We start from the raw sequence: 23,246 nt of genomic DNA, 5'->3' as shown, positions 1-23,246 counted from the left end.
ACAAACCTAAACTAAACGATTAACCCGGCCGTGAGAAGGGGTTGTTATGCGCAAAAGTAGTCGGTGGTTTTTGCTGTTTGCCGTAATGTTTTCCGCAACCTTTTCCGCCTGGTTGTCGGCACAGCCGCCGCTGCAGTTAAGGGCCATTGTCAGTGAAAGTAATACACCGCCTTATGCCATTTTTGCCGCCGATGGCAGCTTACAAGCGGGGATCAGTAAAGATATTATTGATGAGCTGGCCAGACAGCTGGGAGCCGGCGTGAGTTACCTTAATCTGCCGCGCACCCGGGTAGAGCCCTGGCTGCGTGACGGCAAAGCCGAGCTGGCCTGCTTTTTAAACCCCGACTGGGTTAATGAGCCGGAAAAGCTCAGCTGGACCGGAGCACTTTTTAGCACGCAGCAGCTGATGATCCGCCGGCACGACAGCGAGCCGGTGACCGCTATTCAATATCTGGCCGGTAAACGGGTGGGTACCACCTGGGGCTTTACTTACCCGGAGCTGGAGCAGGTGTTTCGCTTAGGCGATGTGATCCGTGACGATGCCCATTCGCTGGAAAGTAATCTGATGCGGTTAAAGCAGGGCCGGCTTGACGTGGTAATGACGGTCGATCTGTCTTACCACTTTTACGTAAAAACCTCTGGTGACACCAGCTTTGCCGCTGATGCGCTCTGGTCAGCACCGCCGTCGGTATATTGTGCACTGAGTAACTATGATAAAGCGCTGTCAGCGCGGCTGAAGCAACAATTTGCACAGCTGGTAGAAAACGGCTTTATTGGCCGGCAACTCAATTTTTATATGGGCCGGCCAGCCACGCCTTAACGGCGTGGATCATCTTTTAAACGGGGGATCTTAAGGCCCAGCTCCATGCCGCGAAACCGCGCATAGTAGGTGCAGCCAATAAACATCATACTGGCCAACAGCAATTCCAGTATCGACAGGTACAGGTGCATACCGCTGGCGACCCAAAGGTTGGTCAGGCTGTGCAAAAAGTAAATCATCACAATAAAATTGGCCCAGGCCAGCGTGTAGGCATGGCCTTTCACAATGCCATAAAACGGTAGCCATAATGGCAGCCACAATAACGCCAACAGCACATAGGCATTACCCAGTTGCGGCGGCGCCAGCCATAAAATCCACAGAGGTTGTAACAGCCATAAACCAAAAAAGCCAAGCCGCCCCAGCAGTAAATAGCGCGCTGTATTTGCCGCCATTGGCACCGGGGCTGTCGTAGAGGAGGGTGATGTTGTCATGCTTATACTCTGTGTTGTTTTAATTGCTGGCTTAAGCTGGCCAGTCGTTTGCCAAAGCTAATGGCCAGGCGCTGCTCGTCAATACTGAGTTTGCTATCAGCATGGTGACCACTGACATGGCTTGGGCCATAGGGCGTGCCGCCGCTTTGGGTTTGATGCAGCTCTGGCTCGCTGTAAGGGATGCCGGTAAGCAGCATACCGTGATGTAACAACGGCAGGCTCATACTGAGCAAAGTGGCTTCATTGCCGCCATGCATACTGCCCGATGAAGTAAAGACGCCGGCAGGCTTGTCGATAAGTTCACCTTTTAGCCACAGGCTGGTAGTGCTGTCCCAAAAGGCTTTAGCATCGGCTACCATGTTACCAAAGCGCACCGGGCTGCCAAAGGCCAGGCCATCGCACTGTGCCAGTTCTTGCTGGCTGACAATGGCGTGTTTACAGGCATGGCTATTATCCAGTGGCGGTATGCAGCGCACCCGCGCCTCAACACCGGCTTGTTGCACGCCTATAGCAATTTTATCCGCCAGGGCTGCCACAGCACCATGGCGCGAGTAATACAGGATCAGAACATAACCGGTCATGGCAGCAAGGTTTCAACGTTGCTAAGCGGCCGGCCAATAACAGCACGCTCACCACGCACGACTATTGGCCGTTCAATCAGTTTAGGGTGTTGCTGCATCACCGCCAGCAGCTGTTGCTCGGACAGCGCCGGGTTATCCAGCCCAAGCCTTTGGTACTCGTCTTCTTTGCTGCGCAGCAATTGCCGGGCGCTGATGTTAAGTTTTTTCAGCAGGGCGGCCAGTTCAGCCGTGCTGGGCGGTGTTTTCAGGTATTCAATAACGCTAACTTGCTCAGTGTGCTGTTGCAGCAGCGCCAGCGCTTCACGGCTTTTTGAGCAGCGCGGGTTATGGTAAATGGTAAACATGCGGTTGTCCTGTGGTTGTGTCTGGCTGTTTACATGCGGCGTAAGCGGTCAAATTCAGCCTGTAGTTGACGTTTTTTCGCTTCCAGCCGGCGGTTTTCCAGTTTTTCTTCCGGTTTCAGGTAATTTAGCGCTTCGTTCAGATCATCAATAGCGAGCGGATAATTGGCCAGCTGATAACTTAAATCGGCGCGCGCTTCATAAAAACGCGCTATATCGCCGGTGGCTTTATAGGCATCTGAGAGTAAATCATAGGCTAAGATACTGTCGTGTTTATAAAACAACAGGCTTTTTAGCAGGTGTATTGCTAAGCGGTTAGCGCCGGATTTTAGCGCCGCATTGGCGTAATTTAGCGTGACCACCTGATTATTCGGCCTGAGCATATATTGCTGCTCCAGCATGTCCAGGCACAGCTGGTACTCTTTTTGTGCCAGCAGAATATCGGTGTAAACGTCAACGTAGTACAGATTATGCTCATCCTGCGCCAGCAGGGTTTCAATTTGCTTGCGTGCGGCATCTAACTTGTTGTTATCCAGCAAGGCGATGGCCAGCCCATACTGATTGGCTTTGGTATTGCCACCGGGCTCGCTCAGCATTTTGCGAAACACGGTTTCGGCGTCCTGCTTGCTGTAATGATAGCGTGCTAATACCCTGGCCCGGCTTAGGGTAAAGTCCTGGCTGTCGGGGATAAAGCGACGCTGGAATTGCTCAGCTCTTAATCGGGTGTCACTGACCCGGCTTTGTGATAAGGGGTGGGTTTGCAAAAACGCCAGCTGCTGGTTGATAAAGCGGCTTTGCTCGGTCAGCTTACGAAAGAAATCCGGCACGGCGTGTGGGTCAAACCCTGCATCGGCCAATATTTGCATACCAATACGATCAGCTTCCTGCTCATTACTGCGGGTAAAATTAATCGCGCTTTGCTGCGCAGCGCCTTGCGTGGCCATCATGGCCGCCATGCCGGCATCGGGGTTAACTGTGGCCAGTACTATAGCGCCTAAAATGCCGGCCAGCGTGAGGGGGGCTTTTTGGCTTTGCGCTTCAACAAAACGGGCAATGTGGCGCTGGGTAACGTGGGCAATTTCGTGCGCCATTACCGAGGCAAACTCGCTTTCGTTGTCCGCCACCGCCAGGGTGCCGGTGTGCGAAGCAATATTGCCGCCAAGGGTGGCGAAAGCGTTGATGTTTTTATCCTGTACCCAGTAAAACTTAAACGGGAACTTGACGTCATTAGCACGCGCTACCAGGCGGTTACCCAGCGAGTTAATGTACTCATCCAGTAAAGGGTCGTACACCATAGGCAGGCTGCCGCGGGTTTGGCGCATCATGACATCGCCCAGCTGCTTTTCTTTGTCCGGGGTAATGGTGCTAAAGGCATTGCCGCCCAGGTCGGGCAGTGAGGCCTGGGCCGCGGTGGGTACAGTGGCTAGCCACAGTGCCAGCAGGCAAACTAACGGTTTTTGTACAGCATAAAACGTCATAAAAGGATCGCCCGCCCTGATGCGTGATAGATAGCTAACATTGCTCACTTTGTCTGAGTTTGTGTCGATTAGTTCCAACGGCAGCGGCCGCTAATTTAGCATAAATTCGTCGTCTGCTCACAGTTAAGCACCAAATTCTTGCTTTCTTCGTTATACTGCGAAGCGTTTATTGCGCTTGGCACTGATACTTTACTGGAGTTGGCTAATGTTGGATTGGTTAAAAAAGTGGTACCTGCATAAGTTTTCAGATCCTCAGGTTGTCACGCTGTTTTTGTTACTGGTGATCGGTTTTATGGCCATTTACTGGCTAAGTGGTATTTTAGCGCCGGTATTAGTGGCGATTGCGCTGGCCTATTTGCTGGAATGGCCGGTTGTAAGATTAGCCAGGTTAGGCTTATCGCGCGCCGTGAGCACCATCGTCGTGGTGTCGGCCTTTGTTGGCGTGGCAACCTTAACGCTGATGTGGATCATCCCGCTGGTGTGGTACCAGGGCCGTAATTTACTGCGTGATTTACCGCAAATGATTGAGCAGGGTAAGGCTTACCTGCTTGAGCTGCCGGAAGCCTTTCCCGGTATGGTCAGTGTCGAGCAAATTAACCTGTTTATGCATTCGGTAGACGAGCGCTTGATGGGCTTTGGCCGCGATATGCTGCAGTTATCACTGGCGTCGATTGTCGATTTGGTGGCCTTGCTGATTTATCTGGTGTTGGTGCCGCTGATGGTGTTTTTTATGCTAAAGGACAAAGCCCAGCTTACCAGCAGTTTTGTGCAACTGCTGCCGACCGAGCGTAAATTGATAAGCCAGGTCTGGCATGAGATGAATATGCAGATCATGAACTATATCCGCGGTAAAATTTTGGAGATCCTGATTGTCGGCACCACCAGTTATATCGTGTTTGCCTTGTTTGGCCTGAATTACCCGCTGCTGCTGGGCGTGTTAGTGGGGCTGTCGGTATTGATCCCATATGTGGGTGCCGCTGTGGTGACCTTGCCGGTAGCGCTGGTGGCGTTTTTTCAGTGGGGCCCCAGTGCCGAGTTTGGTTACCTGATGCTGGCCTACGGCATTATTCAGGCGCTGGACGGAAACTTGCTGGTGCCGGTATTATTTTCTGAGGTGGTTAATTTAAACCCGGTGTTTATTATTATTGCGGTGCTGTTTTTTGGTGGCCTGTTTGGCTTCTGGGGGATCTTTTTTGCGATACCGCTGGCGTCACTGGTGAAGGCGACAGTAAATGCCTGGTCGACGCGGGTGCACCCCGACCAGGCAGAAAGTAACAGCGTGTGAGGCGCTACGGATGCATGTTTACCAATAGAAACGGGCGCTGACACCGGCGCTTAGCTCACGTCCCGCTGCCGGCTCTATCGGCCGGCCATTATTGACAATCACCGAGCCGACATAGGTTTTGTCGGTCAGGTTGTCCAGGGCCAGCCAGTAATCCAATATCAGTGGTTGCAGTTGCTGGCTGTGTCGTGCACCGAGCGAAAAGGTCAGTGCCGCAGGGGCTGCTGCGCTGTTATCATCATCTACATAAACCTTACTGCGATAACGGCTTTGCAGGCTAAGGACGGTGTTATCCTGCCAGGGTGTTAGTTCAAGCTGCCAGTCCAGCTGCTGCTTTGCCACACCTGGCAAGCGCTTACCGCTCAGCTCGCCGGCATCAAACTCGGCGCTCAGATAATGGGCGCCAAGCTGCTGGCGGATATAGTCATTGTGGCGCCAGCTAAGTTGCAGCTCAGCGCCGCGGCGCGCGGTCTGGGCGGCATTGCGATAGCTGGTGCGGCCGCCAACCGCCTGATCGACCACCAACTCATCGGTAGTTTGAATATCAAACAGGCTGATACTGCCGCTAATACCGCGGTGTTGCCATTTCAGGCCGCTTTCCCATTGCCGGTTGCGACTGGCATCCAGCGCCAGATTGATGCCGTTGTCATCAGCTTTGTAGGCTATTTCGGCAAGAGTAGGGCTTTCAAAACCGCGGGCAGCACTTAAAAACGCACTCAGGTTGTCATTAAGCCGATAATTGACGCCGGCCGCCAGCGCCTGGTTATAAAAGGCTTTGCTGCCACTGTCGTCCGGGTTATCCGCGTTAATGTAGCGGTCAGCTATTTTCAGCTTTAGCTCACTGTAGCGCCAGCCTGCCTGCAGTTGCCAGCGCTTTGCCGGTTGCCACTGGCCGCGGACAAACACATCAGTGTTATTGGCACTGTCGGTCTGATCGCGGCGCAGCTCGCCGCGCTGGCCAAAGTCGTTAATAAAACCCAGCCGGTCGTCATCGCTTTGCATGACACTGGCGCCGACACGCAGCTGATAGGTTTCGCCCTGTAGCAGCCGGTAATGGGCATTAAGGCCGCTAAACTGGCGGTCCAGTACCACTTCGCCGCCGGCAGAGGTTGGCGCGCTGCCGGTAAACGCCAGGCGCTGACCAATGTACCGCTCACCCAGCCAGGCACTGATTTGCCAGGCATCGGTGTGCCGGTAATCCGACAGGCTGACACTGAGCTGACGCTGTCTGCTGTTTTTCTCGGTATCAAACCGCTGTGCTGCAGTATCGGTTTGCGTCGGGTTTGCACGCCAGGCGTCCAGGCTTAGCCCCAGCGGATCCTGTAATTGCGGGTCGCGTGCATAGTCCAGCCGGGCGCTCAGGCGGGCATGCTCAGCTATCGCTGTGCGGTACAGCAGCTGGGCTTGCTGTTTCTCGGCCTGTGAGTGCGGCCGGTAGCCGTCGGTGGTGAAATGTTTGGCACTGGCGCTTAAGCTGCTTTCACCCGATACCCAGTCAGCAAACAGCTGATACTGCCGGTGCTGCTCAGAGCCTGCCAGCGCAACGCCAGCCGCGTTTTGCACCGGTGTGCGGCTGAACAATGAAATCACGCCACCGGAAGCATTGCCGTATAAGGTCGCCATTGGGCCTTTTAATACTTCTACACTTTCAATGTTGTCGAGCAAAATGCTCGATAACTGCCCCTGGCCATCGGGCGTTGAAATGGGAATGCCGTCTTGCTGTAAGTACAACGAGCGGATACCAAAGGCACTGCGACTGCCAAAACCGCGCACACTTAAACGGGTATCCTGAGCAAAGTTGGCCCGGCTGTCGGCTTGCACACCAACCAGGCCGGCAAACAGCTGGGCACTGTCAATTAAAATACCGCTGTCAGGGGTAAAGGATAACGCCGTTGAGGCCGGGCTGTTAAGCCAGGCCTCACGCTGCAGTGAGGCACTTACCACTATAACTTCGGTGTTATCTGCCGTAGCTGTTTGTTGTGCGAACGCAGGGCTGCTGTAACTAAGCGCCAGTGCCAGCGTAGACAGCATGCTAGCGGCACCGGTTGTCTTGCCTGTCATTTATTGTGCCGGCGTTAACCGCAGCACCTGGCCATCGCTGCTGTCGGTAAGTAAATACACGGCGCCGTCTGGCCCTTGCTCGACATCACGAATGCGTTGGCCAATCATAATACGCTCTTCATGTGCCACTTTTTCGCCATCCAGCTCCAGGCGCACCAACTGGCCGAATTTTAACGAGCCAACCAACATATTGTTTTTCCAGCCACTGAATAGCTCAGCACCGTAAAACACCATACCGCTGGGGGCGATAGAGGGTACCCAGTAATGCAGCGGTTGCTCTAAACCGGCTTGTTGCTTTTTACCGATTACGCCGCCGCCATATTCCTCACCATAGGTGATCACCGGCCAGCCATAATTTTTACCGGCCCGGGCAATGTTAATTTCATCACCACCCTGAGGGCCGTGTTCATGGGTCCACAGCTCGCCGGTAGTTGGGTGCAGTGCCGCGCCCTGAATATTGCGATGACCGTACGACCAAATTTCTGCCCTGGCGTCTTTGTTATCAACAAAGGGGTTAGTTTTTACCGCAGCACCCTCTGGCGTAACGCGCGATACGGTACCGATATGATTGGCCAGGTTTTGCGCTTCATTACGCTGGCTGCCGCGATCGCCCATGGTGATAAACAGGTTGCCATCGTTATCAAACACTAACCGGCTGCCAAAATGGTGACGGGCATCCACTTTAGGCTGCTGGCTAAAAATAACCTTAACCTCAGTAAGGGCGTCACCGCGCAAAATAGCACTGGCGACTGCTGTGCTGCTGCCGCCCTCACCGGGCTCGCTGAAGCTGAAAAATAACCGGTTGTTGTTGGCAAAATCCGGTGACAACACCACATCGAGCAAGCCGCCCTGGCCTTTGGCTTCAATCGCTGGTAAGCCGCTCAGTGCGGTTTTGCTTTTACCATCAGCGGATACCAGCAGTAAGCCACCGTTACGCTCGGTTACCAGCAGACGGCCATCGGGCAAAAAGCTTATGCCCCAGGGGTGTTTCAGGCCGGATACCAGGGTATCCACCTGGATATGCGCTTTTTCGGTGTTCAGTACTGTCGCGGCTGCATTACCGCAAAGGGCCGAGGCGATAGCCAGGCTTAGTAGTATCTTTTTCATTATGTTCTCCCCGCTAGCATAGTAAGAGTGTTAGGCCAGATAATTGAGCACTACCTGATGGTGGTCTTTGGTTTTAAAATCAGCAAAGACTTTTTCGACTTTGCCATCCTGGCCGATTAAAAAACTGATGCGGTGTAAACCGTCATACACTTTACCCATAAATTTTTTCTCGCCCCAGACACCAAAAGCGTCCGCCACTTTGTGGTCTTCGTCTGACAGCAGGGTAAAGTTTAGCTGGTCGCGCTGGGCAAACTTGGCCAGTTTTGCCGGTGCATCGGTGCTGATGCCTACGACAGTGACGCCTTTGGCGCTTAGCTCATCTTTACTGTCGCGCAGGCCACAGGCCTGCACGGTACAGCCGGGCGTCATGGCTTTAGGGTAAAAATATACCAGCACGCGTTGCTGTTTTAATAAGGCAGATAAGGTAACGGGCTGATTGTGTTGATCTGCTAAGGTAAAGTCTGGCGCGCTCTGGCCAGCGGCTAAATAGCTCATGTTGCTTCCCTCTATTTATGATATCTGGCGTTACACCCAGAGCTGTTCCATCCGGGTGTTGTTATACCTGGGCATGAAAACTGCCGGTTAAATTCATCTCAGCCAACAGCGCCATCACTGCCGCACGAATAGCATCGGGCTGTTCGCCTTCGGGGATTTCCAGCGTCATTTGGGTATGCATCTGTAACACCCCGCTGGCATCTAACCGGCTTTGCGATTGTAAAGAGCCGATATACACCTGATGACTGGCCAGTAAACCGGTTATCGCACCTAAGGTGCCAACCCTGTCTGCACCGGTGTAGTCCAGCACATAATGTGCAGCCACGGCTCTGCTTTGGTGGGCACCAGTACGTTTGGTCATGGTAGTCAGATCAAGTTCCAACCCAAGACCGGGTAATAAATGTTCTATCCGGCTGATCGAGGCCGGATCACCGGATAACAACATGATAAAGGTAAATTCGCCACCAAAAATGGCCATGCGGCTATCGGTGATATTACAGTTGCAATCGGTGACTAAACGCGCCAGCTTACTAACAATACCGGTCCGGTCAGTGCCGATCGCGGTGACAACAAGTTGTTGAGGCATAGTATAAAACCCTGAAGGCTGTGCACAGAGACAGGAGGTCAACATTAAGGCGTCAAGTGTAACATACCCTTAGCTGAAGTCATCTGGCTTGCTGATGTTGCTCATTGCGTCTGCGCTTCTTGTGTTTAGGCCGGTGTCTCTTTAACATAGACGCCCTTACAGATGACGGGGCTTGTATTACGATGTTCAAAGGAAGTTGGGTTGCGCTTGTTACACCTATGCTGGATTCTGGCGAGATTGATTATCACAGCTTAGCGCGACTGGTTGATTTTCACCTGCAAAACGGCACCGATGGGCTGGTTATTATGGGCACCACCGGTGAGGCGGCAACCATCAGTTTTGCTGAACAACTTAAGGTGATGTCAGCAGTCTGTGAGCAGGTACAGGGCAAAATTGGCGTTATCGCCGGTAACGGTGCCAATGCCACCGCCGAAGCGGTTGAGCGTACCAAAGCCCTGGCGCGCTTGCCAATAGACGGTTTTTTAACCGTAACGCCGTTTTACAATAAGCCGATGCAAAAAGGCATGGTGCTGCATTTTAATGCGGTTGCAGCGGCGGCGGGCGATAAACCTGTGCTGCTGTATAACGTACCTGGCCGTACCGGCGTAGATTTACTGCCCGAAACCGTTGCAGAGCTGAGTAAGACCGTCAATATCGTTGGTATTAAAGAAGCGACCGGCTCTATGCAGCGCTTGGCCGAGCTAAAACAGCTGTGTCCCACTGGCTTTACCCTGTTAAGCGGTGATGATGCTTCGGCCTGCGATTTTATGTTACAAGGTGGGCATGGCGTTATTTCGGTGACTGCCAATATAGCCCCAGCGGCGATGGCAAAACTCTGCCAGTTTGCCATGGCCGGCGAAGAGGCATCTGCCAGAGCTACCGATGCACCGCTGCAGGCACTGCATCATGATTTATTTATCGAAGCGAATCCAATACCGGCAAAATGGGCGCTGAAAAAAATGGGCCTGATAGCCTCTGACACTATGCGTCTGCCTCTGACACCGCTTGAACCAATTCATGCGGCGGTAATCGAACAGGCACTGGCAAAAGCCGGCATATCAGTTTGATGGTGTTGCGCGCAGTTATACTGTGCGCCACCTTATCTTAGGAGTAAGTAAGTGCAACATTGGGTGAAAAGTAGTTTAGTGGCCAGCGTATTGTTATCCGGATGCTCGTTGTTTTCGGCACAGCAGCCAACACAGGATGAGGGCACTAAAGGCGTAAGCAGCCTTAAAATCCCCACCGGTTTAGCGCAGCCGGCACAACCGGCACAGTTTGATATCCCAGAAGCCAGTGCGGCACAAGCTGAGACAGGTACCCGTTCACCGGCATTAGTGCTGGCAACGGCCAGCAGCAGCCGGGTAGAAGAGGGCGATAAACTGTCGCGGGTGTGGTTTGACCGTAATGACTACACCGGTGATTTAGTGCCGTTTTTACAGCAAATGTTACAGACGCAGTTTTCTGAACAAGGGGTAGCGCTTGACGCTGACGAGACAGGTCTGGTGTATACCACCGGCTGGATCAGCCGTAGCGAAGAGCAGGGTTTTTGGTTTTGGAAATCTGTGCAGCAAACGGAGCAGGCAAGGTTCACTATTCGTATCGAACCCAGGCCACATGGCCGCTCAGCCAGCATGACAGTCTCTATGCTGGAGCATCAATACTTTAATGAAGACGCCAAGCTGATTGGGCGTGCAGCACAGCGCCAGGAAGTGGCGTTACTCAACCAAATCATAGACAGGATTGGTAAAGAAGAAATCATTATTGCCCAGGCCAATAAAGCCAAAGCCCCCGATGTAGCATTAGAGCCCGGGATGGATGCGAACGGCAACGCGGCGTTATTGTCACCACAACCGATAGACGTGGTGTGGTCACAGCTGGAAGCGGTATTTACCGAGCTTAATCTGGAAGTGACCGATATGAACCGTTCGGTCTTTACCTACTATCTAAACTACACCAGGCAGGAACCGGGCTTGTGGTCGCGCATCTGGGGCTCGGCTGAGAAACCGGTATTACCGGTGGCTAACGGTGAATACCAGTTGGTGTTAAGCCGCGTGGCCCAGCAAACGGCCATCAGCCTGCGCGACAAAGACGGCGCCGAGCTGGCGCCGGAAACCGTATTGGCGCTGCATCAGCCATTTGTGGAGGCGATCCGGCTGGCCCGGGTAGAGCTGTAACGGCTAAAAGCGCTGTAGCACGGAATTTGACCAAGGCTTAGGTAGGGAATGAGAATGCGGATAACGGGACTGCTGCTGTTTGTTTTGGTAACCAGCCTGAGTGCTGGCGCGGCGCAAGTGACAGACTTGTACCAGGCAGAGGTGGAAGCCACAGGCGGCGCGGCGCAGTGGCAGCGTCTTGCCCTGCAGCAGGTGTTAGTGCGGGTAACCGGCAATGCCGATATTGCCAGCCTGCCGGCGATTGCTCCTGAGCTTGCCGCACCCTCGGCGTACGTTAAGCAGTTTGAATCGGTGCGGCATCAGGATGGTAACCGGATGCGGGTGCTGCTGGATGCGGTAAAAATTAACCAGTTATTGCAGAGTAACCAGCTGCCGGTATGGGGCAATATGCGACCCGATATTCTGGTGTGGCTGGTTGTACAGGACGGTCAGCAGCGCCGTTTTATCCGTAGCGCCGATACTGAGCTGACAACTGCGCTGCAAAAGGCATTTAAGCAATCGGCTTTACCACTGCTGCAGCCGTTATACGATTTTGACGATGTCAACCAGTTGTCGGATACCGATGTGTGGGCCGGTTTCTGGCAGCCGATAACGCAGGCCAGTGGCCGCTATAACCCCGATATAGTCATTGCGGCCACCGTGGATATGCAAGCCGGCGAGGGCGACGCGGCGCTTAAGCTCAGCTGGCAGCGCCAGGCCGATAACCGTACCTTTCGTGATGAAGTCACAGCAGCGGATGCCGACAGTCTGATGCAGGCCTTTGCATCGTTACTGGCGTCACAGCTGGCGCAGCAATACGCCAGTGTGCTTAGCAGCGAAAGTGGCGCGCAGCTGTTGTTAGAGGTGCAGCAACTGCAAAATCTGGCCGATATCGTTAACGTACAGCGTTTATTGCAGCAACTGGTTGGCGTTACGGAGGTAACCATCAGCCGTTTTGCCAATGGCAGCGCTTATTATCTGATCAGCAGCAGTACAGGTGCCGATGGCCTGATGAATGCGCTGCGCTTTAGCCCGCGCTTAAAATTAGCTGTTTCAGCCTCGCCAACAGCAACTGAGTTTAGTGAACCTGTGCTGGGCACCGTGGAGACAGCGCAGCCGCAGGCCTTAGACAGCACCGCCGTGCCGGTACTGGCCACCTTTATTTACAGCCGGCCCTGATGCAACCTCTGCAATATACGCTGGCTGTAACGCTTCCGGAAGATGAAACCCTCGACAGCTTTTATGCCGGCGCGCAAAGCGCCGCGGTCGCTTACTTAAAACACTATCTTGGCCAAAGCACGGCGCAAAACCCGCTGTATTTATTTGGTGCCAGCGGCAGCGGTAAGTCGCATTTGCTGTACGCTGCCTGCGTGCAGGCGCAGGAGCAGGGCTTAACCAGTCAGCTGGTGGCACTGGATGAGTGCCGCCAGTTCAGCCCGCGCCTGCTGGATAATCTGGAACATTTAGATCTGGTGTGTCTGGATAATATCCAGGCCATCGCCGGCGAGCTAAGCTGGCAAACTGCCGTGTTTGACCTATACAACCGCATGCTGGAGCAGGGCAAGGCCTTAATCATCGTGGGTAACCAGGCACCGGCCCAACTGGGGCTGCAACTGGCTGATTTAGTGTCGCGCCTGCAGGCCTGCACCAGTTTTCAGCTGCGTTTACTGACCGATGACGACAAGCAAAAGCTGCTGCAACAAAAGGCGCGCCTGCGTGGTATGGAGCTGCCGGATGAGGTCGCGCGCTATCTGCTGAATCATCAGGACAGAGACATTCGCGCCCTGGTGGCGACCCTTGATAAGCTGGATAAAGCCACCTTAGTACATCAGCGCAAGTTAACCATTCCGTTTGTCAAAGAAATTCTTAATTAATCCATACGGTTTGCCAGAAAAAGTCGGTTAAACGCCTGCGTTTAGCCAAGGTTCTGGTGTATCATTAGCGGCTTTAATACTGAACCCTACTAGCTGCTTTGAGGACACGCATGAACCTGACAGCAATAATGGAAAACGCCTTAGAGGCCGTTGCCGCCGCCGCCGATATTCCGGCACTGGAACAGATCCGGGTCGAGTTTCTCGGCAAAAAGGGCAGCATCACTGAATTACTGAAATCGCTGGGTGCGATGGATCCCGAGCAGCGCAAACAAGCCGGCGCGCAAATTAACGAATTAAAACAGCAGGTGCAGGATGCGCTAAATGCACGGCGCGATCTGCTGCAAAACGCTCAGCTGGCGGCAAAACTGGCGCAGGAACAAATTGATGTTACCCTACCGGGCCGCACCCTGGAGTTTGGTGGCCTGCACCCGGTAACCCGCACCATAGAGCGCATCAGCGCGTTTTTTGCTGAGCTTGGTTTTGAAGTAAAGCACGGCCCGGAAATTGAAGATGATTTTCATAATTTTGATGCGCTGAATATTCCCGAGCACCACCCGGCGCGGGCAGATCATGATACTTTTTATTTTAACCCCAAGCTGATGCTGCGCACCCAAACCTCGGGCGTGCAAATTCGTACTATGGAGCAGCAACAGCCGCCACTGCGTATCATCTCGCCAGGCCGCGTGTATCGCAACGATTACGACCAAACCCACACCCCGATGTTTCATCAGGTGGAAGGCTTAATGGTGGACACCAAAGTCAGCTTTACTGAGCTTAAAGGCATACTGCACGACTTTTTACACAACTTCTTTGAAGAAGACCTGCAGATCCGTTTTCGGCCCTCGTTTTTCCCCTTCACCGAACCTTCTGCTGAAGTAGACGTGATGGGTAAAAACGGCAAATGGCTGGAAGTGTTAGGCTGCGGTATGGTGCACCCTAATGTGCTGCGCTCAGTCGGTATTGACCCTGAGGTATACAGCGGTTTTGCTTTTGGTATGGGCGTTGAGCGCCTAACCATGCTGCGCTACGGGGTAACCGATTTACGCGCCTTCTTCGAAAATGATTTACGTTTCTTAAAACAGTTCAGATAAGCGGAGTGAAGTAAATGAAATTCAGTGAAGCCTGGTTACGGCAGTGGGTAAACCCTGCTATTGACAGCAACACCTTATCTGAACAGTTGTCGATGGCCGGTCTGGAAGTGGACGGTATTGAGCCGGTCGCCGGTCAGTTTAGCGGCGTCGTGGTGGGCGAAGTGGTCGAATGCGGCCCGCACCCGGATGCCGATAAACTGCAGGTGACTAAAGTTAATACCGGCAGTGGCGAGCTGCTGGATATCGTCTGTGGTGCAAAAAACTGCCGTAAAGGCTTAAAAGTCGCGGTAGCCACTGTGGGTGCCGTGCTGCCGGGTGATTTTGTCATCAAAAAAGCCAAATTACGTGGCCAGCCCTCTAACGGTATGCTGTGCTCGTTCTCGGAGCTGGGCATGGCAGAGGACTCAGATGGTATTATCGAGCTGCCGCAAGATGCGCCGCTGGGGCAGGATATCCGTCAGTACCTGGAGCTGGACGACTGTATTATCGAAGTGGATCTCACCCCTAACCGCGCCGACTGTTTAGGCATTAAAGGCCTGGCCCGTGAAGTTGGGGTGTTAAACAAGCTGGATGTCTGTCAGCCGCTGATTGAACCTGTAGCTGCGACCCATGCCGAGACAAAAGCCATTAGCTTAGCCGCGCCGGATGCCTGTCCGCGTTATTTGGGCCGTATTATCCGTAACGTCAATGTCAGTGCGCCAAGCCCGCTGTGGCTAACAGAAAAACTGCGCCGCTGCGGTGTGCGCAGCATAGATGCGGTGGTGGATATTACCAACTATGTGCTGCTGGAGCTGGGCCATCCGATGCATGCCTTTGATTTAGCCAGCATCGATGGTGATATTACTGTGCGCCTGGCCAACGAGGGCGAAAAGCTGGTGCTGCTGGATGAAAGCGAAGTAACGCTAAAAGCCAATACCTTAGTGATTGCCGATAACAGTAAAGCGCTGGCAATGGCTGGCGTATTTGGCGGCTTGCACAGTGGCGTCACCAGCAACAGCAAAGACATCTTTTTAGAAAGTGCTTTTTTTGCGCCTTTGGCTATCGCCGGTAAAGCCCGTCAATACGGCCTGCATACCGATGCTTCACACCGCTACGAGCGTGGGGTAGATCCCCAGCTGCAGCGCGATGCGATGGAGCGCGCCAGCCGTTTGTTAGTCGATATTTGTGGTGGCGAGCCTGGCCCGGTGGTGGAAGCCGTATCGCAAGCTCATCTGCCAAAAACTGCGGATATCAGCTTAACCGAAGCCAAACTGAGCCGTATTTTGGGCATCAGCATCGCCAAGGCCGACGTGAGCGCCATTTTTAGCCGATTAGGCCTGCATGTCAGCGAAACGGCTGACGGCTGGCAGGTGAAAGTGCCGGGTTACCGTTTTGATATCAGTATCGCAGAAGATCTGATAGAAGAAGTGGCGCGGGTATATGGTTACAACAATATTCCTAATGTAGCGCCGCAAGCCAGTTTAACCATGCGCAGCTTTAATGAAGCTGAGCTCAGTGTGCAGCGCCTGCGCACTGTGCTGGTAGACCGCGGTTATCAGGAAGCCATTACCTACAGCTTTGTTGACCCTAAAGTGCAGCAACAACTGTTTCCGCAGCAGCAGGCATTGGTGTTACCCAACCCGATTTCGGCCGACATGTCAGCCATGCGGCTGAACCTGTGGCCAGGCTTATTGCAAACCGTGCAATACAACCAAAACCGGCAACAAAGCCGGATCCGGTTGTTTGAGTATGGCCTGAAATTTGTGCCGGATGCACAAGCCGAAGACGGCGTGCGTCAGGTGGCGGTGTTAGGCGGTGTTATTCTGGGTTCAATGCATAATGAGCATTGGAACATGGAAAATCGCGTTGCCGACTTCTATGATGTTAAAGGCGATGTTGAGGCGCTGTTGGCTCAAACCTCGGTGCCGGATGCGTTTCGCTTTGTTACTGCTGAGCACAGTGCATTGCACCCGGGCCAAACGGCCGCAGTATACCGCGGCGACAGCCTGGTAGGGTATCTGGGGGCACTGCACCCAGAAGCTGAGCGTAAGCTGGGTATTAAAGGCAAAGCCTATCTGTTTGAGCTGGAACTGTCAGCACTTGGGCTGCGTGATATTGTACAGGCCAAAGAGCTGTCGAAGTACCCGGCTAACCGGCGCGATCTGGCGCTGGTGGTAAAAACAGAGGTGCGTTTTGCCGATATAGCTGCTACTATAAAAAAAGTTGGCGGAAATCAACTAGTTGACCTAAAATTGTTTGACGTATACACAGGACCGGGTGTGGCAGAGGGTTTTAAATCGCTGGCCATTGCTCTGACCCTGCAGGATATAGCGCGTACCCTGGAAGATAAAGATATCCAACAGTTGGTAAATCAAGTAGTTAGCGCGCTTGGTGAAGAGTTCAACGCAACGTTGAGGGATTAAGAATGGCGCTTACCAAAGCCGATTTAGCAGAACGTCTGTTTACAAAATTTGGTGTTAGCAAACGCGATGCCAAATTAATAGTGGAAGCTTTTTTTGAAGAGATCCGCGCTGCCTTAGAGGCGGGTGATCAGGTAAAGTTATCCGGCTTTGGCAATTTTGACCTGCGGGTTAAAAATGAGCGACCGGGTCGCAACCCTAAGACCGGTGAAGACATTCCTATTTCTGCCCGTTGTGTGGTTACCTTCCGCCCCGGACAAAAATTAAAGTCGCGGGTTGAGGTGGGCACCAGCAAGAAATAAGTCGGGGGTTAACCTGGCTTAAAAAACGGCAAGTGGCGCAAGCGACTTGCCGTTTTTTTATGCAGTTGCACCCAGGCAGCAAAATAATAGCGATCCAAAGGTGATGTTATTCAGTAAGTAGCACAGGTAATTAGCGGATAAGCTTTATGACGGTAAAAATAGGTATCAGCGCCTGTGTGCTGGGTGAAAAGGTGCGCTTTGACGGCGGCCATAAAGGCTCGGCTTTCTGCATGCAGCAGCTGGCGTCTGAGGTGCAATATGTGCCGGTGTGCCCGGAAATGGCGATTGGCATGCCCTCACCACGGCCGGCGATACGGCTGCAGCTGGATGATACTCAGCAAGTACAGCTGGTGCAAAGTAACAACCCGTCGTTGGATCACACTGCGGCGATGCTGGCGTTTGCCGAGGCGAAACTGCCGCAGTTATCCGGGCTTAGCGGTTATATCGTCTGCGCCAAATCGCCCAGCTGCGGTATGGAGCGGGTGCGGTTATTCAATGCCAAGGGCCAGCAAATGGGCAAGCTGGGCGTGGGCCTGTTTACCCATCAACTGATGCAAAAATATCCCTGGCTGCCGGTAGAAGAAGATGGCCGCTTGTTTGACCCCGCGCTGAAAGAGAACTTTATTTGCCGGGTATTTAGCTGCTATGACTATCAGCAAACGATGCAGGAGGGTTTTACCATCGCTAAGTTAGTGGCTTTTCACAGCCGTTATAAGTTTCTGGTGATGGCGCACAGCCCGGTGGCCTACCGCGAACTGGGCCGCTTAGTGGCGAATGCCAAATTATTTGCAGCAGCAGATCTGCAGCAGCGTTATTTGCTGGAGCTGATGCAGGCGCTGAAAAACATCGCCACGCGCAAGCAACATGCTAATGTGCTGCAGCATTTACAGGGCTTTTTAAAACATGGTTTAAGCGCACAGGCCAAGCAAGAGCTTGTCAGCCTGATTGACCGTTACCGCCAGGGCTTTGTGCCACTGCTGGCGCCTGTTACCTTACTGCAGCACCATTTACAGCAGCACCCGAACAGCTACGTCAGTGCGCAGCGTTATTTCAACCCCTATCCTGAAACCCTTGGACTGCGAGCCTAAGATGTCGGCATTAACTGTTGTCTGGTTCAGAAATGATTTGCGCACACTGGATAACGCTGTGCTGTGCAGTGCTATTGACCACGCGGCCAGACACAATACTGCGCTTGTTGGCCTCTTTATTGCCACGCCGCAGACCTGGGCGCAGCATGATATGGCGCCGATAAAGCAAGACTTTATCCGCCGGCGGGTACAGGCGCTGCGCACAGAGCTAACAGCGCTAAACATACCGCTGCTGGCGGTAGAGGGTAGCAGTTATCAGCAGGTGCCGGCTTTGTTTGGCCAGTTAAGCCAAGTGTTTCAGGTAACGGTGTTCGCCCAAACCGAATATGAACTGCGTGAGCAGCAACGTGATGCCAAAGTAGCGCAGCGGCTAAGTGCCAACAAGGGCGTGCTGGTGCAGTTTGACACTCAGTGTATTATGCCGCCGGGCAGCATTCGCACCCAGCAAGGCGACATTTATAAAGTGTTTACCCCGTTTAAACGCAGCTGGCTGGCACGGCTGCATCAGCAGGGTGTGCAGTGTTTTGGCCGGCCTAAGAGAGTTAATCAGCCGCCGCTACAGTTGCCTGAGCATAGTGTTATGCAGCCGGGGGATGACAGCTCCGCCAACTGGCCGGTAACGGAAGAGCTGATGCTTACTAGGCTCAGAACCTTTTGCCAGCAAAGGGTGGCCGATTATCAGCAGCAGCGTGATTTTCCGGCCGTTGATGGCACCTCTAAGCTGTCGCCTTACCTGGCGATAGGCGCTATATCTGCCATGCAATGTGTGGCCCGTTTGCAGTTGGAGGCTAAAGAGAGCTGGGCGCGGGAAAAAAGTGGCGCTGAGGTGTGGCTGTCAGAGCTTATCTGGCGTGAGTTTTACAAACATATTCTGGTGGCCTATCCGCAGCTTATTAAACATCAGCCGTTTCAGGCCGACACGGCAGCTATCCGCTGGACAAATGATAAGACGCTATTTCAGGCCTGGTGTGACGGCCAGACTGGCTATCCGATCGTAGATGCGGCTATGCGTCAGTTAAACCAAACCGGCTGGATGCACAACCGCCTTAGGATGATTGTAGCCAGTTTTCTGGTGAAAGATTTACATATCGACTGGCGCTGGGGTGAGCGCTATTTTATGTCGAAGCTGATTGATGGTGATTTTGCCGCCAATAATGGTGGCTGGCAGTGGGCAGCGTCAACCGGTACTGACGCCGCGCCGTATTTTCGTATTTTTAATCCGGTAAGCCAAAGCGAAAAGTTTGATCCGCAAGGTGACTTTATCCGTTTGTATGTGCCAGAGCTTAGCAAGCTGCAAGGTGCGGCATTGCATTGGCCAGCGAAGGCCGGGGGCGTTAAAGCTTATCCCAAACCCATCGTCGACCATAGTATTGCGCGCAAGCATACATTAGCCTTATTCGCCGAGGTAAAGAAAAGCTGATGACGACCATAGCCTGTCCCCGAATAGACCAGTTTTTACAGTTTTACAACGCGCTGTCCGGTAAAAACCTGCAGTCGTTACAGCAGCTATACCATCCGCAGGTGGTGTTTATTGATCCGGTACATAAAATTCATGGCCGCGATGCATTAAGCTCGTACTTTAGCCATGCCTACGAGCGCTTAGCGCACTGTGAGTTTATCGGTCAGGATAAGCTGGAGCAGGACAACCATGGCTTTTTAAGCTGGCGTATGCAGTTTTCTCATCCTGCCATCAGCAAAGATAAACTGATCGTGGTGGAGGGCTGTTCCGTATTGCGCTGGCAAGACGGGCAAATTATTTATCACCGTGATTATTACGACTTAAGTGAGATGGTATATCAGCACTTGCCGGTGATTGGCTGGCTGACCAGCAAAGTAAAACAACGTATGGCGAACAGTTAAAGCAACGCCGCACTCAAGCACAACAAGAATAAGGAAGTAGTATGCGCATAGCAGTAGTGGGCGGTGGTATTTCGGGCATGATGGCCTGGTACCTGTTACAACGAAAACATGATGTCACCTTAATAGAGGCAAATGATTATCTGGGCGGCCATACGGCGACGGTTGATGTAACAGTTGAAGGTAAGCAATATGCCATCGATACTGGCTTTATTGTGTTTAATAACTGGACTTACCCTATTTTTAACCGCTTTATTGCTGAGCTTGGCGTGGCGTATCAGCACACCACTATGAGCTTTTCGGTAAAGCACAGCGCGCAAAACCTCGAGTACAACGGCAACACTTTTAGCAGCTTATTTGCTCAGCGGCGTAACCTGATTCGGCCATCATTCTGGGGCATGTTGCTGGAAATAGTGCGCTTTAACAAACTGGGTAAAAAGTTACTGGCCGAGCAACACGCGGATCTCGATTTAGCCCTGGGTGATTTTTTACATAAGCATGATTTTGGCAGTGCTATCCGCGATAACTATTTAATGCCGATGGGCGCCGCCATCTGGTCGGCAGGTTTGGCTGAAATGCCGGCCTTCCCGGTGCGTTTTTTCCTGCGTTTTTTCAATAACCACGGCCTGCTTAACGTCAGCGACCGACCGCAGTGGTCAGTCATTAAAGGCGGCTCTAAGCGTTATGTCGATGCGCTTTGCACAAAGCTGGGCACTGATAATGTAAAACTGGGCCAACGCATCAGCCAGATACAGCGCGACGACAAAGGCGTTATGCTGCAGTTTGCCGACGGACGCACCGAGCATTACGATAAACTGGTACTGGCTTGTCATAGCGATCAGGCTTTGGCGCTATTGGGGGACGCCGCCAGCGAAGATGAACGGGCGGTGCTTGGCGGTATTGCCTACCAGAAAAATGAAGTAGTGCTGCATACCGACACCCGGTTACTGCCAACACGCCAGCGTGCCTGGGCGGCCTGGAACTATAATTTAGATGCCAATATAAACGATAGAGCCACCCTAACTTACAACATGAATATTTTGCAGGGCATTAGTGCGCCGGTGACCTTTTGCGTCACGCTGAACAATAGCGCTGCCATAGCGGCAGATAAAATTCTCGGCGTATATCAATACGACCATCCGGTGTATAACCATTACACGCTGGCGGCACAGCAGCAGCGCAGCAAAATAAATGGGGTTAACCATACCTACTTTTGCGGTGCTTACTGGTATAACGGCTTTCATGAGGACGGCGCCAAAAGTGCGGTAGACGTTGCTGCGCTACTGGGAGTGGACTATTAATGCTAAGCGGCCATGCAGCGTATCAGGGCGAAGTTGGCCATCTAAGGCTGTTACCAAAGCAGCATGGCTTTAGCTATCAGGTGGCGTTGTATTATCTGGACACTGCGCAGCTTAATTCCGCAGCATTGGCTGGCGCAGGTATAGGCTATGAGCAATTTGCAGCCTTAAGTTATCGCCGGCGGGATTATCTACCCGGTGCAAACAGTCTTTATCAGGCGGTGTGTGACAAAGTCACTGAGCTTGGCGGCACTATTGAGCCCGCTCAGGTATTTGTGTTAACGCCGCTGGCAAACTGGGGGCTGTATTTCAGCCCGCTTACGCTGTATTACTGTTTTGATGCAGCCGGTGATTTTTGCTATTTGCTGGCGGAGGTGTCCAATACGCCCTGGAACGAGCGGCACTATTATCTGCAAACTATTGTCAGTGGTCAGACTCAGTACCAGCATGCCAAAGCGTTTCATGTATCGCCATTTAACTCCATCGATATGCAATACCACTGGCAGATCGCCAAGCCTGCACAAAAGCTGCGTTTAAGTATCGCTAACCACAAAGCAGGCAAGCAGGTATTCAGTGCCTGGATGAATTTTGAGCGTCAGACATTAAGCCGGGCGTGGCGACGGCACTGGTTGATCCGCCATCCTTGGCAAAACGTACAGGTATTGCTACGTATATACTGGCATGCACTGAGGTTACTGCTAAAAGGCGTGCCGGTACATGCCCACCCCAACACGAAGGATAACAATGCATGACAATGAGTCTTACTGAAACCTCAGTATTTGACAACCTAAGCTGGTTTGAGCGCCTGTGCCGCAAATTCGCGCTGGATTTTATCAGCCAGCTGCAACACGGTGATATCACCGTAGTGGAGGGGAATCAGCGCTTGCGTTTTGGTGATGAACAGGCGGCATTAAAAGCGGTGATTACCGTAGTGGATCCGGCCTTTTATCAAAAGCTGGTGATGTCAGGCTCTGTCGGCGGTGGCGAGGCTTATATTTACGGCTGGTGGCGTTGTGACAATTTAACCGCTTTGGTACGTATTTTCGCCCTTAACCTGGCCACATTAGATAAGCTTGACTCGGCCATTACCCGGCTTGGCCGGCCGCTGTTGAAACTACTGAACTGGCGTAATAAAAATTCTAAATCGCAGGCGCGTAAGAATATCGCGGCCCATTATGATTTAGGTAATGATATGTACCGCCTGTTCTTAGATAACAGCATGATGTACTCCAGCGCGGTATATCCGGATGAGACGGCTGATTTGGCCAGCGCCCAGCAGCATAAACTGGCACTGATTTGCCAGCGCCTGCAGCTTAAAAGCACTGACCACCTGATTGAAATTGGTACCGGCTGGGGCAGTATGGCCATTTATGCCGCCCAGCATTATGGCTGTAAAGTCACCACCACCACCATTTCACGGCAGCAGTATGACTATGCCAAACAACGCATTGCAGCGCTGGGGTTACAGGGGCAGATCACCTTGTTGCTGGAAGATTACCGCGACCTGCAAGGCCAGTACGATAAACTGGTATCAATAGAAATGATCGAAGCGGTTGGTGAGGAGTACCTGGATACCTACTTTGCTAAATGCGCCAGCTTATTAAAACCGGATGGCCTGATGGTGCTGCAAGCCATCACTATCGTTGACCAGCGTTACCGTCAGTATGTGCGCGAAGTCGATTTTATTAAGCGCTATGTGTTCCCCGGCGGCTGTCTGCCGTCGATCAGCCGCATGACGGATGCTGTCAGCCGTAAAACCGACTTAGTGGTGCGCCACCTGCAGGATATCGGCTTTGACTATGCCCGTACCTTGAAAGACTGGTGTGACAACTTTATGCATGCCCGCGATAAGGTGCATCAGCTGGGTTACGATGATAATTTTGTCCGCTTATGGCAGTTTTACCTGTGTTATTGCGAAGGCGGCTTTCGTGAGCGTGCTACCAGTGCGGTGCATCTGGTGTTATCAAAACCGGCTAACCGAGATTGTTAATCCATCAAGCAT

At 52.7% G+C, this 23,246-nt stretch carries 23 protein-coding genes; 15 read left to right on the top strand and 8 right to left on the bottom strand.

Annotation, left to right across the window (positions count from 1 at the left end; all coding sequences use genetic code 11):
* The first annotated feature begins 46 nt into the window (after positions 1–46).
* Positions 47–820, top strand: coding sequence for a substrate-binding periplasmic protein (locus RNAN_RS15685; protein WP_008223567.1), 774 nt, complete (start codon positions 47–49; stop codon positions 818–820).
* Here RNAN_RS15685 and RNAN_RS15680 read toward each other — a convergent pair.
* Genes RNAN_RS15680 through bepA form a run of 4 tightly spaced genes read right to left on the bottom strand, consistent with a single transcriptional unit; the run spans position 817 to position 3,651 of the window.
* A complete protein-coding gene (locus RNAN_RS15680) occupies positions 817–1,251 on the bottom strand; it encodes a DUF2069 domain-containing protein (RefSeq protein ID WP_040552329.1) in 435 nt (144 codons plus the stop codon). The two genes, RNAN_RS15685 and RNAN_RS15680, sit on opposite strands and share 4 nt — an antisense overlap.
* 2 nt (positions 1,252–1,253) lie before the next feature.
* On the bottom strand, positions 1,254–1,832 hold the full coding sequence (gene wrbA / locus RNAN_RS15675; RefSeq protein WP_008223565.1) for an NAD(P)H:quinone oxidoreductase: 579 nt from the start codon (positions 1,830–1,832) through the stop codon (positions 1,254–1,256).
* Entirely contained in the window at positions 1,829–2,176 is a 348-nt protein-coding gene (arsC, locus tag RNAN_RS15670; RefSeq protein WP_008223564.1) for an arsenate reductase (glutaredoxin), read from the bottom strand. The genes wrbA and arsC overlap by 4 nt, the downstream gene beginning before the upstream one ends.
* Before the next feature lie 29 nt (positions 2,177–2,205).
* Positions 2,206–3,651, bottom strand: a complete 1,446-nt coding sequence (bepA, locus tag RNAN_RS15665; protein ID WP_008223563.1) for a beta-barrel assembly-enhancing protease — start codon at positions 3,649–3,651, stop codon at positions 2,206–2,208.
* A 205-nt stretch (positions 3,652–3,856) separates the two neighbouring features.
* Between bepA and RNAN_RS15660 the strand changes: the two genes are divergently transcribed.
* Positions 3,857–4,936, top strand: coding sequence for an AI-2E family transporter (locus tag RNAN_RS15660; protein ID WP_008223561.1), 1,080 nt, complete (start codon positions 3,857–3,859; stop codon positions 4,934–4,936).
* 18 nt (positions 4,937–4,954) lie between these two features.
* On the opposite strand, the gene RNAN_RS15655 is transcribed toward RNAN_RS15660, so the two are convergent.
* The 4 genes from RNAN_RS15655 to RNAN_RS15640 form a co-directional block, all read right to left on the bottom strand.
* Positions 4,955–6,994, bottom strand: a complete 2,040-nt coding sequence (locus tag RNAN_RS15655; protein ID WP_148275763.1) for a TonB-dependent receptor family protein — start codon at positions 6,992–6,994, stop codon at positions 4,955–4,957.
* Entirely contained in the window at positions 6,995–8,101 is a 1,107-nt protein-coding gene (locus RNAN_RS15650) for a PQQ-dependent sugar dehydrogenase (RefSeq protein ID WP_008223557.1), read from the bottom strand.
* 30 nt (positions 8,102–8,131) lie between these two features.
* Entirely contained in the window at positions 8,132–8,596 is a 465-nt protein-coding gene (gene bcp, locus RNAN_RS15645; RefSeq protein WP_008223555.1) for a thioredoxin-dependent thiol peroxidase, read from the bottom strand.
* Positions 8,597–8,657: 61 nt separating this feature from the next.
* On the bottom strand, positions 8,658–9,182 hold the full coding sequence (locus RNAN_RS15640) for a glycine cleavage system transcriptional repressor (protein WP_008223553.1): 525 nt from the start codon (positions 9,180–9,182) through the stop codon (positions 8,658–8,660).
* A gap of 182 nt (positions 9,183–9,364) precedes the next feature.
* Between RNAN_RS15640 and dapA the strand changes: the two genes are divergently transcribed.
* The 13 genes from dapA (at position 9,365) to RNAN_RS15575 (ending at position 23,234) form a co-directional block, all read left to right on the top strand.
* On the top strand, positions 9,365–10,249 hold the full coding sequence (gene dapA / locus RNAN_RS15635; protein WP_040552327.1) for a 4-hydroxy-tetrahydrodipicolinate synthase: 885 nt from the start codon (positions 9,365–9,367) through the stop codon (positions 10,247–10,249).
* A 51-nt stretch (positions 10,250–10,300) separates the two neighbouring features.
* Positions 10,301–11,356 carry an NlpB/DapX family lipoprotein gene (gene bamC / locus RNAN_RS15630; RefSeq protein WP_008223549.1) on the top strand — a complete coding sequence of 352 codons (1,056 nt, stop codon included), beginning with the start codon at positions 10,301–10,303 and terminating at the stop codon, positions 11,354–11,356.
* A 54-nt stretch (positions 11,357–11,410) separates the two neighbouring features.
* Positions 11,411–12,514 carry a DUF2066 domain-containing protein gene (locus RNAN_RS15625; protein ID WP_008223546.1) on the top strand — a complete coding sequence of 368 codons (1,104 nt, stop codon included), beginning with the start codon at positions 11,411–11,413 and terminating at the stop codon, positions 12,512–12,514.
* Complete coding sequence (gene hda, locus RNAN_RS15620; protein ID WP_008223545.1) at positions 12,514–13,209, top strand: DnaA inactivator Hda; 696 nt, start codon at positions 12,514–12,516, stop codon at positions 13,207–13,209. The genes RNAN_RS15625 and hda overlap by 1 nt, the downstream gene beginning before the upstream one ends.
* Before the next feature lie 110 nt (positions 13,210–13,319).
* Entirely contained in the window at positions 13,320–14,300 is a 981-nt protein-coding gene (gene pheS / locus RNAN_RS15615) for a phenylalanine--tRNA ligase subunit alpha (protein WP_008223544.1), read from the top strand.
* A 14-nt stretch (positions 14,301–14,314) separates the two neighbouring features.
* Positions 14,315–16,702 (top strand): phenylalanine--tRNA ligase subunit beta, encoded by a 2,388-nt coding sequence (pheT, locus tag RNAN_RS15610; protein WP_008223541.1) that lies wholly within the window; start codon positions 14,315–14,317, stop codon positions 16,700–16,702.
* Between the two features lie 2 nt (positions 16,703–16,704).
* On the top strand, positions 16,705–17,001 hold the full coding sequence (locus RNAN_RS15605) for an integration host factor subunit alpha (protein WP_008223539.1): 297 nt from the start codon (positions 16,705–16,707) through the stop codon (positions 16,999–17,001).
* Positions 17,002–17,147: 146 nt separating this feature from the next.
* The gene (locus RNAN_RS15600; protein ID WP_008223537.1) at positions 17,148–18,089 is read left to right on the top strand and encodes a YbgA family protein; all 942 of its coding nucleotides are present in this window, start codon (positions 17,148–17,150) and stop codon (positions 18,087–18,089) included.
* Position 18,090: 1 nt separating this feature from the next.
* On the top strand, positions 18,091–19,509 hold the full coding sequence (gene phrB, locus RNAN_RS15595) for a deoxyribodipyrimidine photo-lyase (RefSeq protein ID WP_008223536.1): 1,419 nt from the start codon (positions 18,091–18,093) through the stop codon (positions 19,507–19,509).
* Positions 19,509–19,949, top strand: a complete 441-nt coding sequence (locus RNAN_RS15590) for a nuclear transport factor 2 family protein (RefSeq protein ID WP_008223533.1) — start codon at positions 19,509–19,511, stop codon at positions 19,947–19,949. The genes phrB and RNAN_RS15590 overlap by 1 nt, the downstream gene beginning before the upstream one ends.
* A gap of 41 nt (positions 19,950–19,990) precedes the next feature.
* Positions 19,991–21,247 (top strand): NAD(P)/FAD-dependent oxidoreductase, encoded by a 1,257-nt coding sequence (locus tag RNAN_RS15585; protein WP_008223530.1) that lies wholly within the window; start codon positions 19,991–19,993, stop codon positions 21,245–21,247.
* Positions 21,247–21,996: a DUF1365 domain-containing protein gene (locus RNAN_RS15580; protein ID WP_008223528.1), complete on the top strand. Its 750-nt coding sequence runs from the start codon at positions 21,247–21,249 to the stop codon at positions 21,994–21,996. Before RNAN_RS15585 ends, RNAN_RS15580 begins: the two co-directional genes overlap by 1 nt.
* Positions 21,993–23,234, top strand: a complete 1,242-nt coding sequence (locus RNAN_RS15575) for an SAM-dependent methyltransferase (protein ID WP_008223526.1) — start codon at positions 21,993–21,995, stop codon at positions 23,232–23,234. Before RNAN_RS15580 ends, RNAN_RS15575 begins: the two co-directional genes overlap by 4 nt.
* The last annotated feature ends 12 nt before the right edge of the window (positions 23,235–23,246 follow it).

Source organism: Rheinheimera nanhaiensis E407-8 (genome assembly GCF_000296695.1).
Lineage (GTDB): Bacteria > Pseudomonadota > Gammaproteobacteria > Enterobacterales > Alteromonadaceae > Alishewanella > Alishewanella nanhaiensis.
This window is presented reverse-complemented; position numbering and strand designations above follow the sequence as displayed.

Bases quoted from the DNA above. Each gene is read 5' to 3' on its own strand.
- RNAN_RS15685 (WP_008223567.1), top strand. From the start codon at position 47: ATGCGCAAAAGTAGTCGGTGGTTTTTGCTGTTTGCCGTAATGTTTTCC.
- RNAN_RS15580 (WP_008223528.1), top strand. From the start codon at position 21,247: ATGCTAAGCGGCCATGCAGCGTATCAGGGCGAAGTTGGCCATCTAAGG.
- bepA (WP_008223563.1), bottom strand. From the start codon at position 3,651: ATGACGTTTTATGCTGTACAAAAACCGTTAGTTTGCCTGCTGGCACTG.
- dapA (WP_040552327.1), top strand. From the start codon at position 9,365: ATGTTCAAAGGAAGTTGGGTTGCGCTTGTTACACCTATGCTGGATTCT.
- RNAN_RS15655 (WP_148275763.1), bottom strand. From the start codon at position 6,994: ATGACAGGCAAGACAACCGGTGCCGCTAGCATGCTGTCTACGCTGGCA.
- pheT (WP_008223541.1), top strand. From the start codon at position 14,315: ATGAAATTCAGTGAAGCCTGGTTACGGCAGTGGGTAAACCCTGCTATT.
- pheS (WP_008223544.1), top strand. From the start codon at position 13,320: ATGAACCTGACAGCAATAATGGAAAACGCCTTAGAGGCCGTTGCCGCC.
- RNAN_RS15575 (WP_008223526.1), top strand. From the start codon at position 21,993: ATGACAATGAGTCTTACTGAAACCTCAGTATTTGACAACCTAAGCTGG.
- arsC (WP_008223564.1), bottom strand. From the start codon at position 2,176: ATGTTTACCATTTACCATAACCCGCGCTGCTCAAAAAGCCGTGAAGCG.
- RNAN_RS15585 (WP_008223530.1), top strand. From the start codon at position 19,991: ATGCGCATAGCAGTAGTGGGCGGTGGTATTTCGGGCATGATGGCCTGG.
- RNAN_RS15660 (WP_008223561.1), top strand. From the start codon at position 3,857: ATGTTGGATTGGTTAAAAAAGTGGTACCTGCATAAGTTTTCAGATCCT.
- wrbA (WP_008223565.1), bottom strand. From the start codon at position 1,832: ATGACCGGTTATGTTCTGATCCTGTATTACTCGCGCCATGGTGCTGTG.
- RNAN_RS15680 (WP_040552329.1), bottom strand. From the start codon at position 1,251: ATGACAACATCACCCTCCTCTACGACAGCCCCGGTGCCAATGGCGGCA.
- hda (WP_008223545.1), top strand. From the start codon at position 12,514: ATGCAACCTCTGCAATATACGCTGGCTGTAACGCTTCCGGAAGATGAA.
- RNAN_RS15605 (WP_008223539.1), top strand. From the start codon at position 16,705: ATGGCGCTTACCAAAGCCGATTTAGCAGAACGTCTGTTTACAAAATTT.
- RNAN_RS15625 (WP_008223546.1), top strand. From the start codon at position 11,411: ATGCGGATAACGGGACTGCTGCTGTTTGTTTTGGTAACCAGCCTGAGT.
- phrB (WP_008223536.1), top strand. From the start codon at position 18,091: ATGTCGGCATTAACTGTTGTCTGGTTCAGAAATGATTTGCGCACACTG.
- RNAN_RS15650 (WP_008223557.1), bottom strand. From the start codon at position 8,101: ATGAAAAAGATACTACTAAGCCTGGCTATCGCCTCGGCCCTTTGCGGT.
- bcp (WP_008223555.1), bottom strand. From the start codon at position 8,596: ATGAGCTATTTAGCCGCTGGCCAGAGCGCGCCAGACTTTACCTTAGCA.
- RNAN_RS15600 (WP_008223537.1), top strand. From the start codon at position 17,148: ATGACGGTAAAAATAGGTATCAGCGCCTGTGTGCTGGGTGAAAAGGTG.
- RNAN_RS15640 (WP_008223553.1), bottom strand. From the start codon at position 9,182: ATGCCTCAACAACTTGTTGTCACCGCGATCGGCACTGACCGGACCGGT.
- RNAN_RS15590 (WP_008223533.1), top strand. From the start codon at position 19,509: ATGACGACCATAGCCTGTCCCCGAATAGACCAGTTTTTACAGTTTTAC.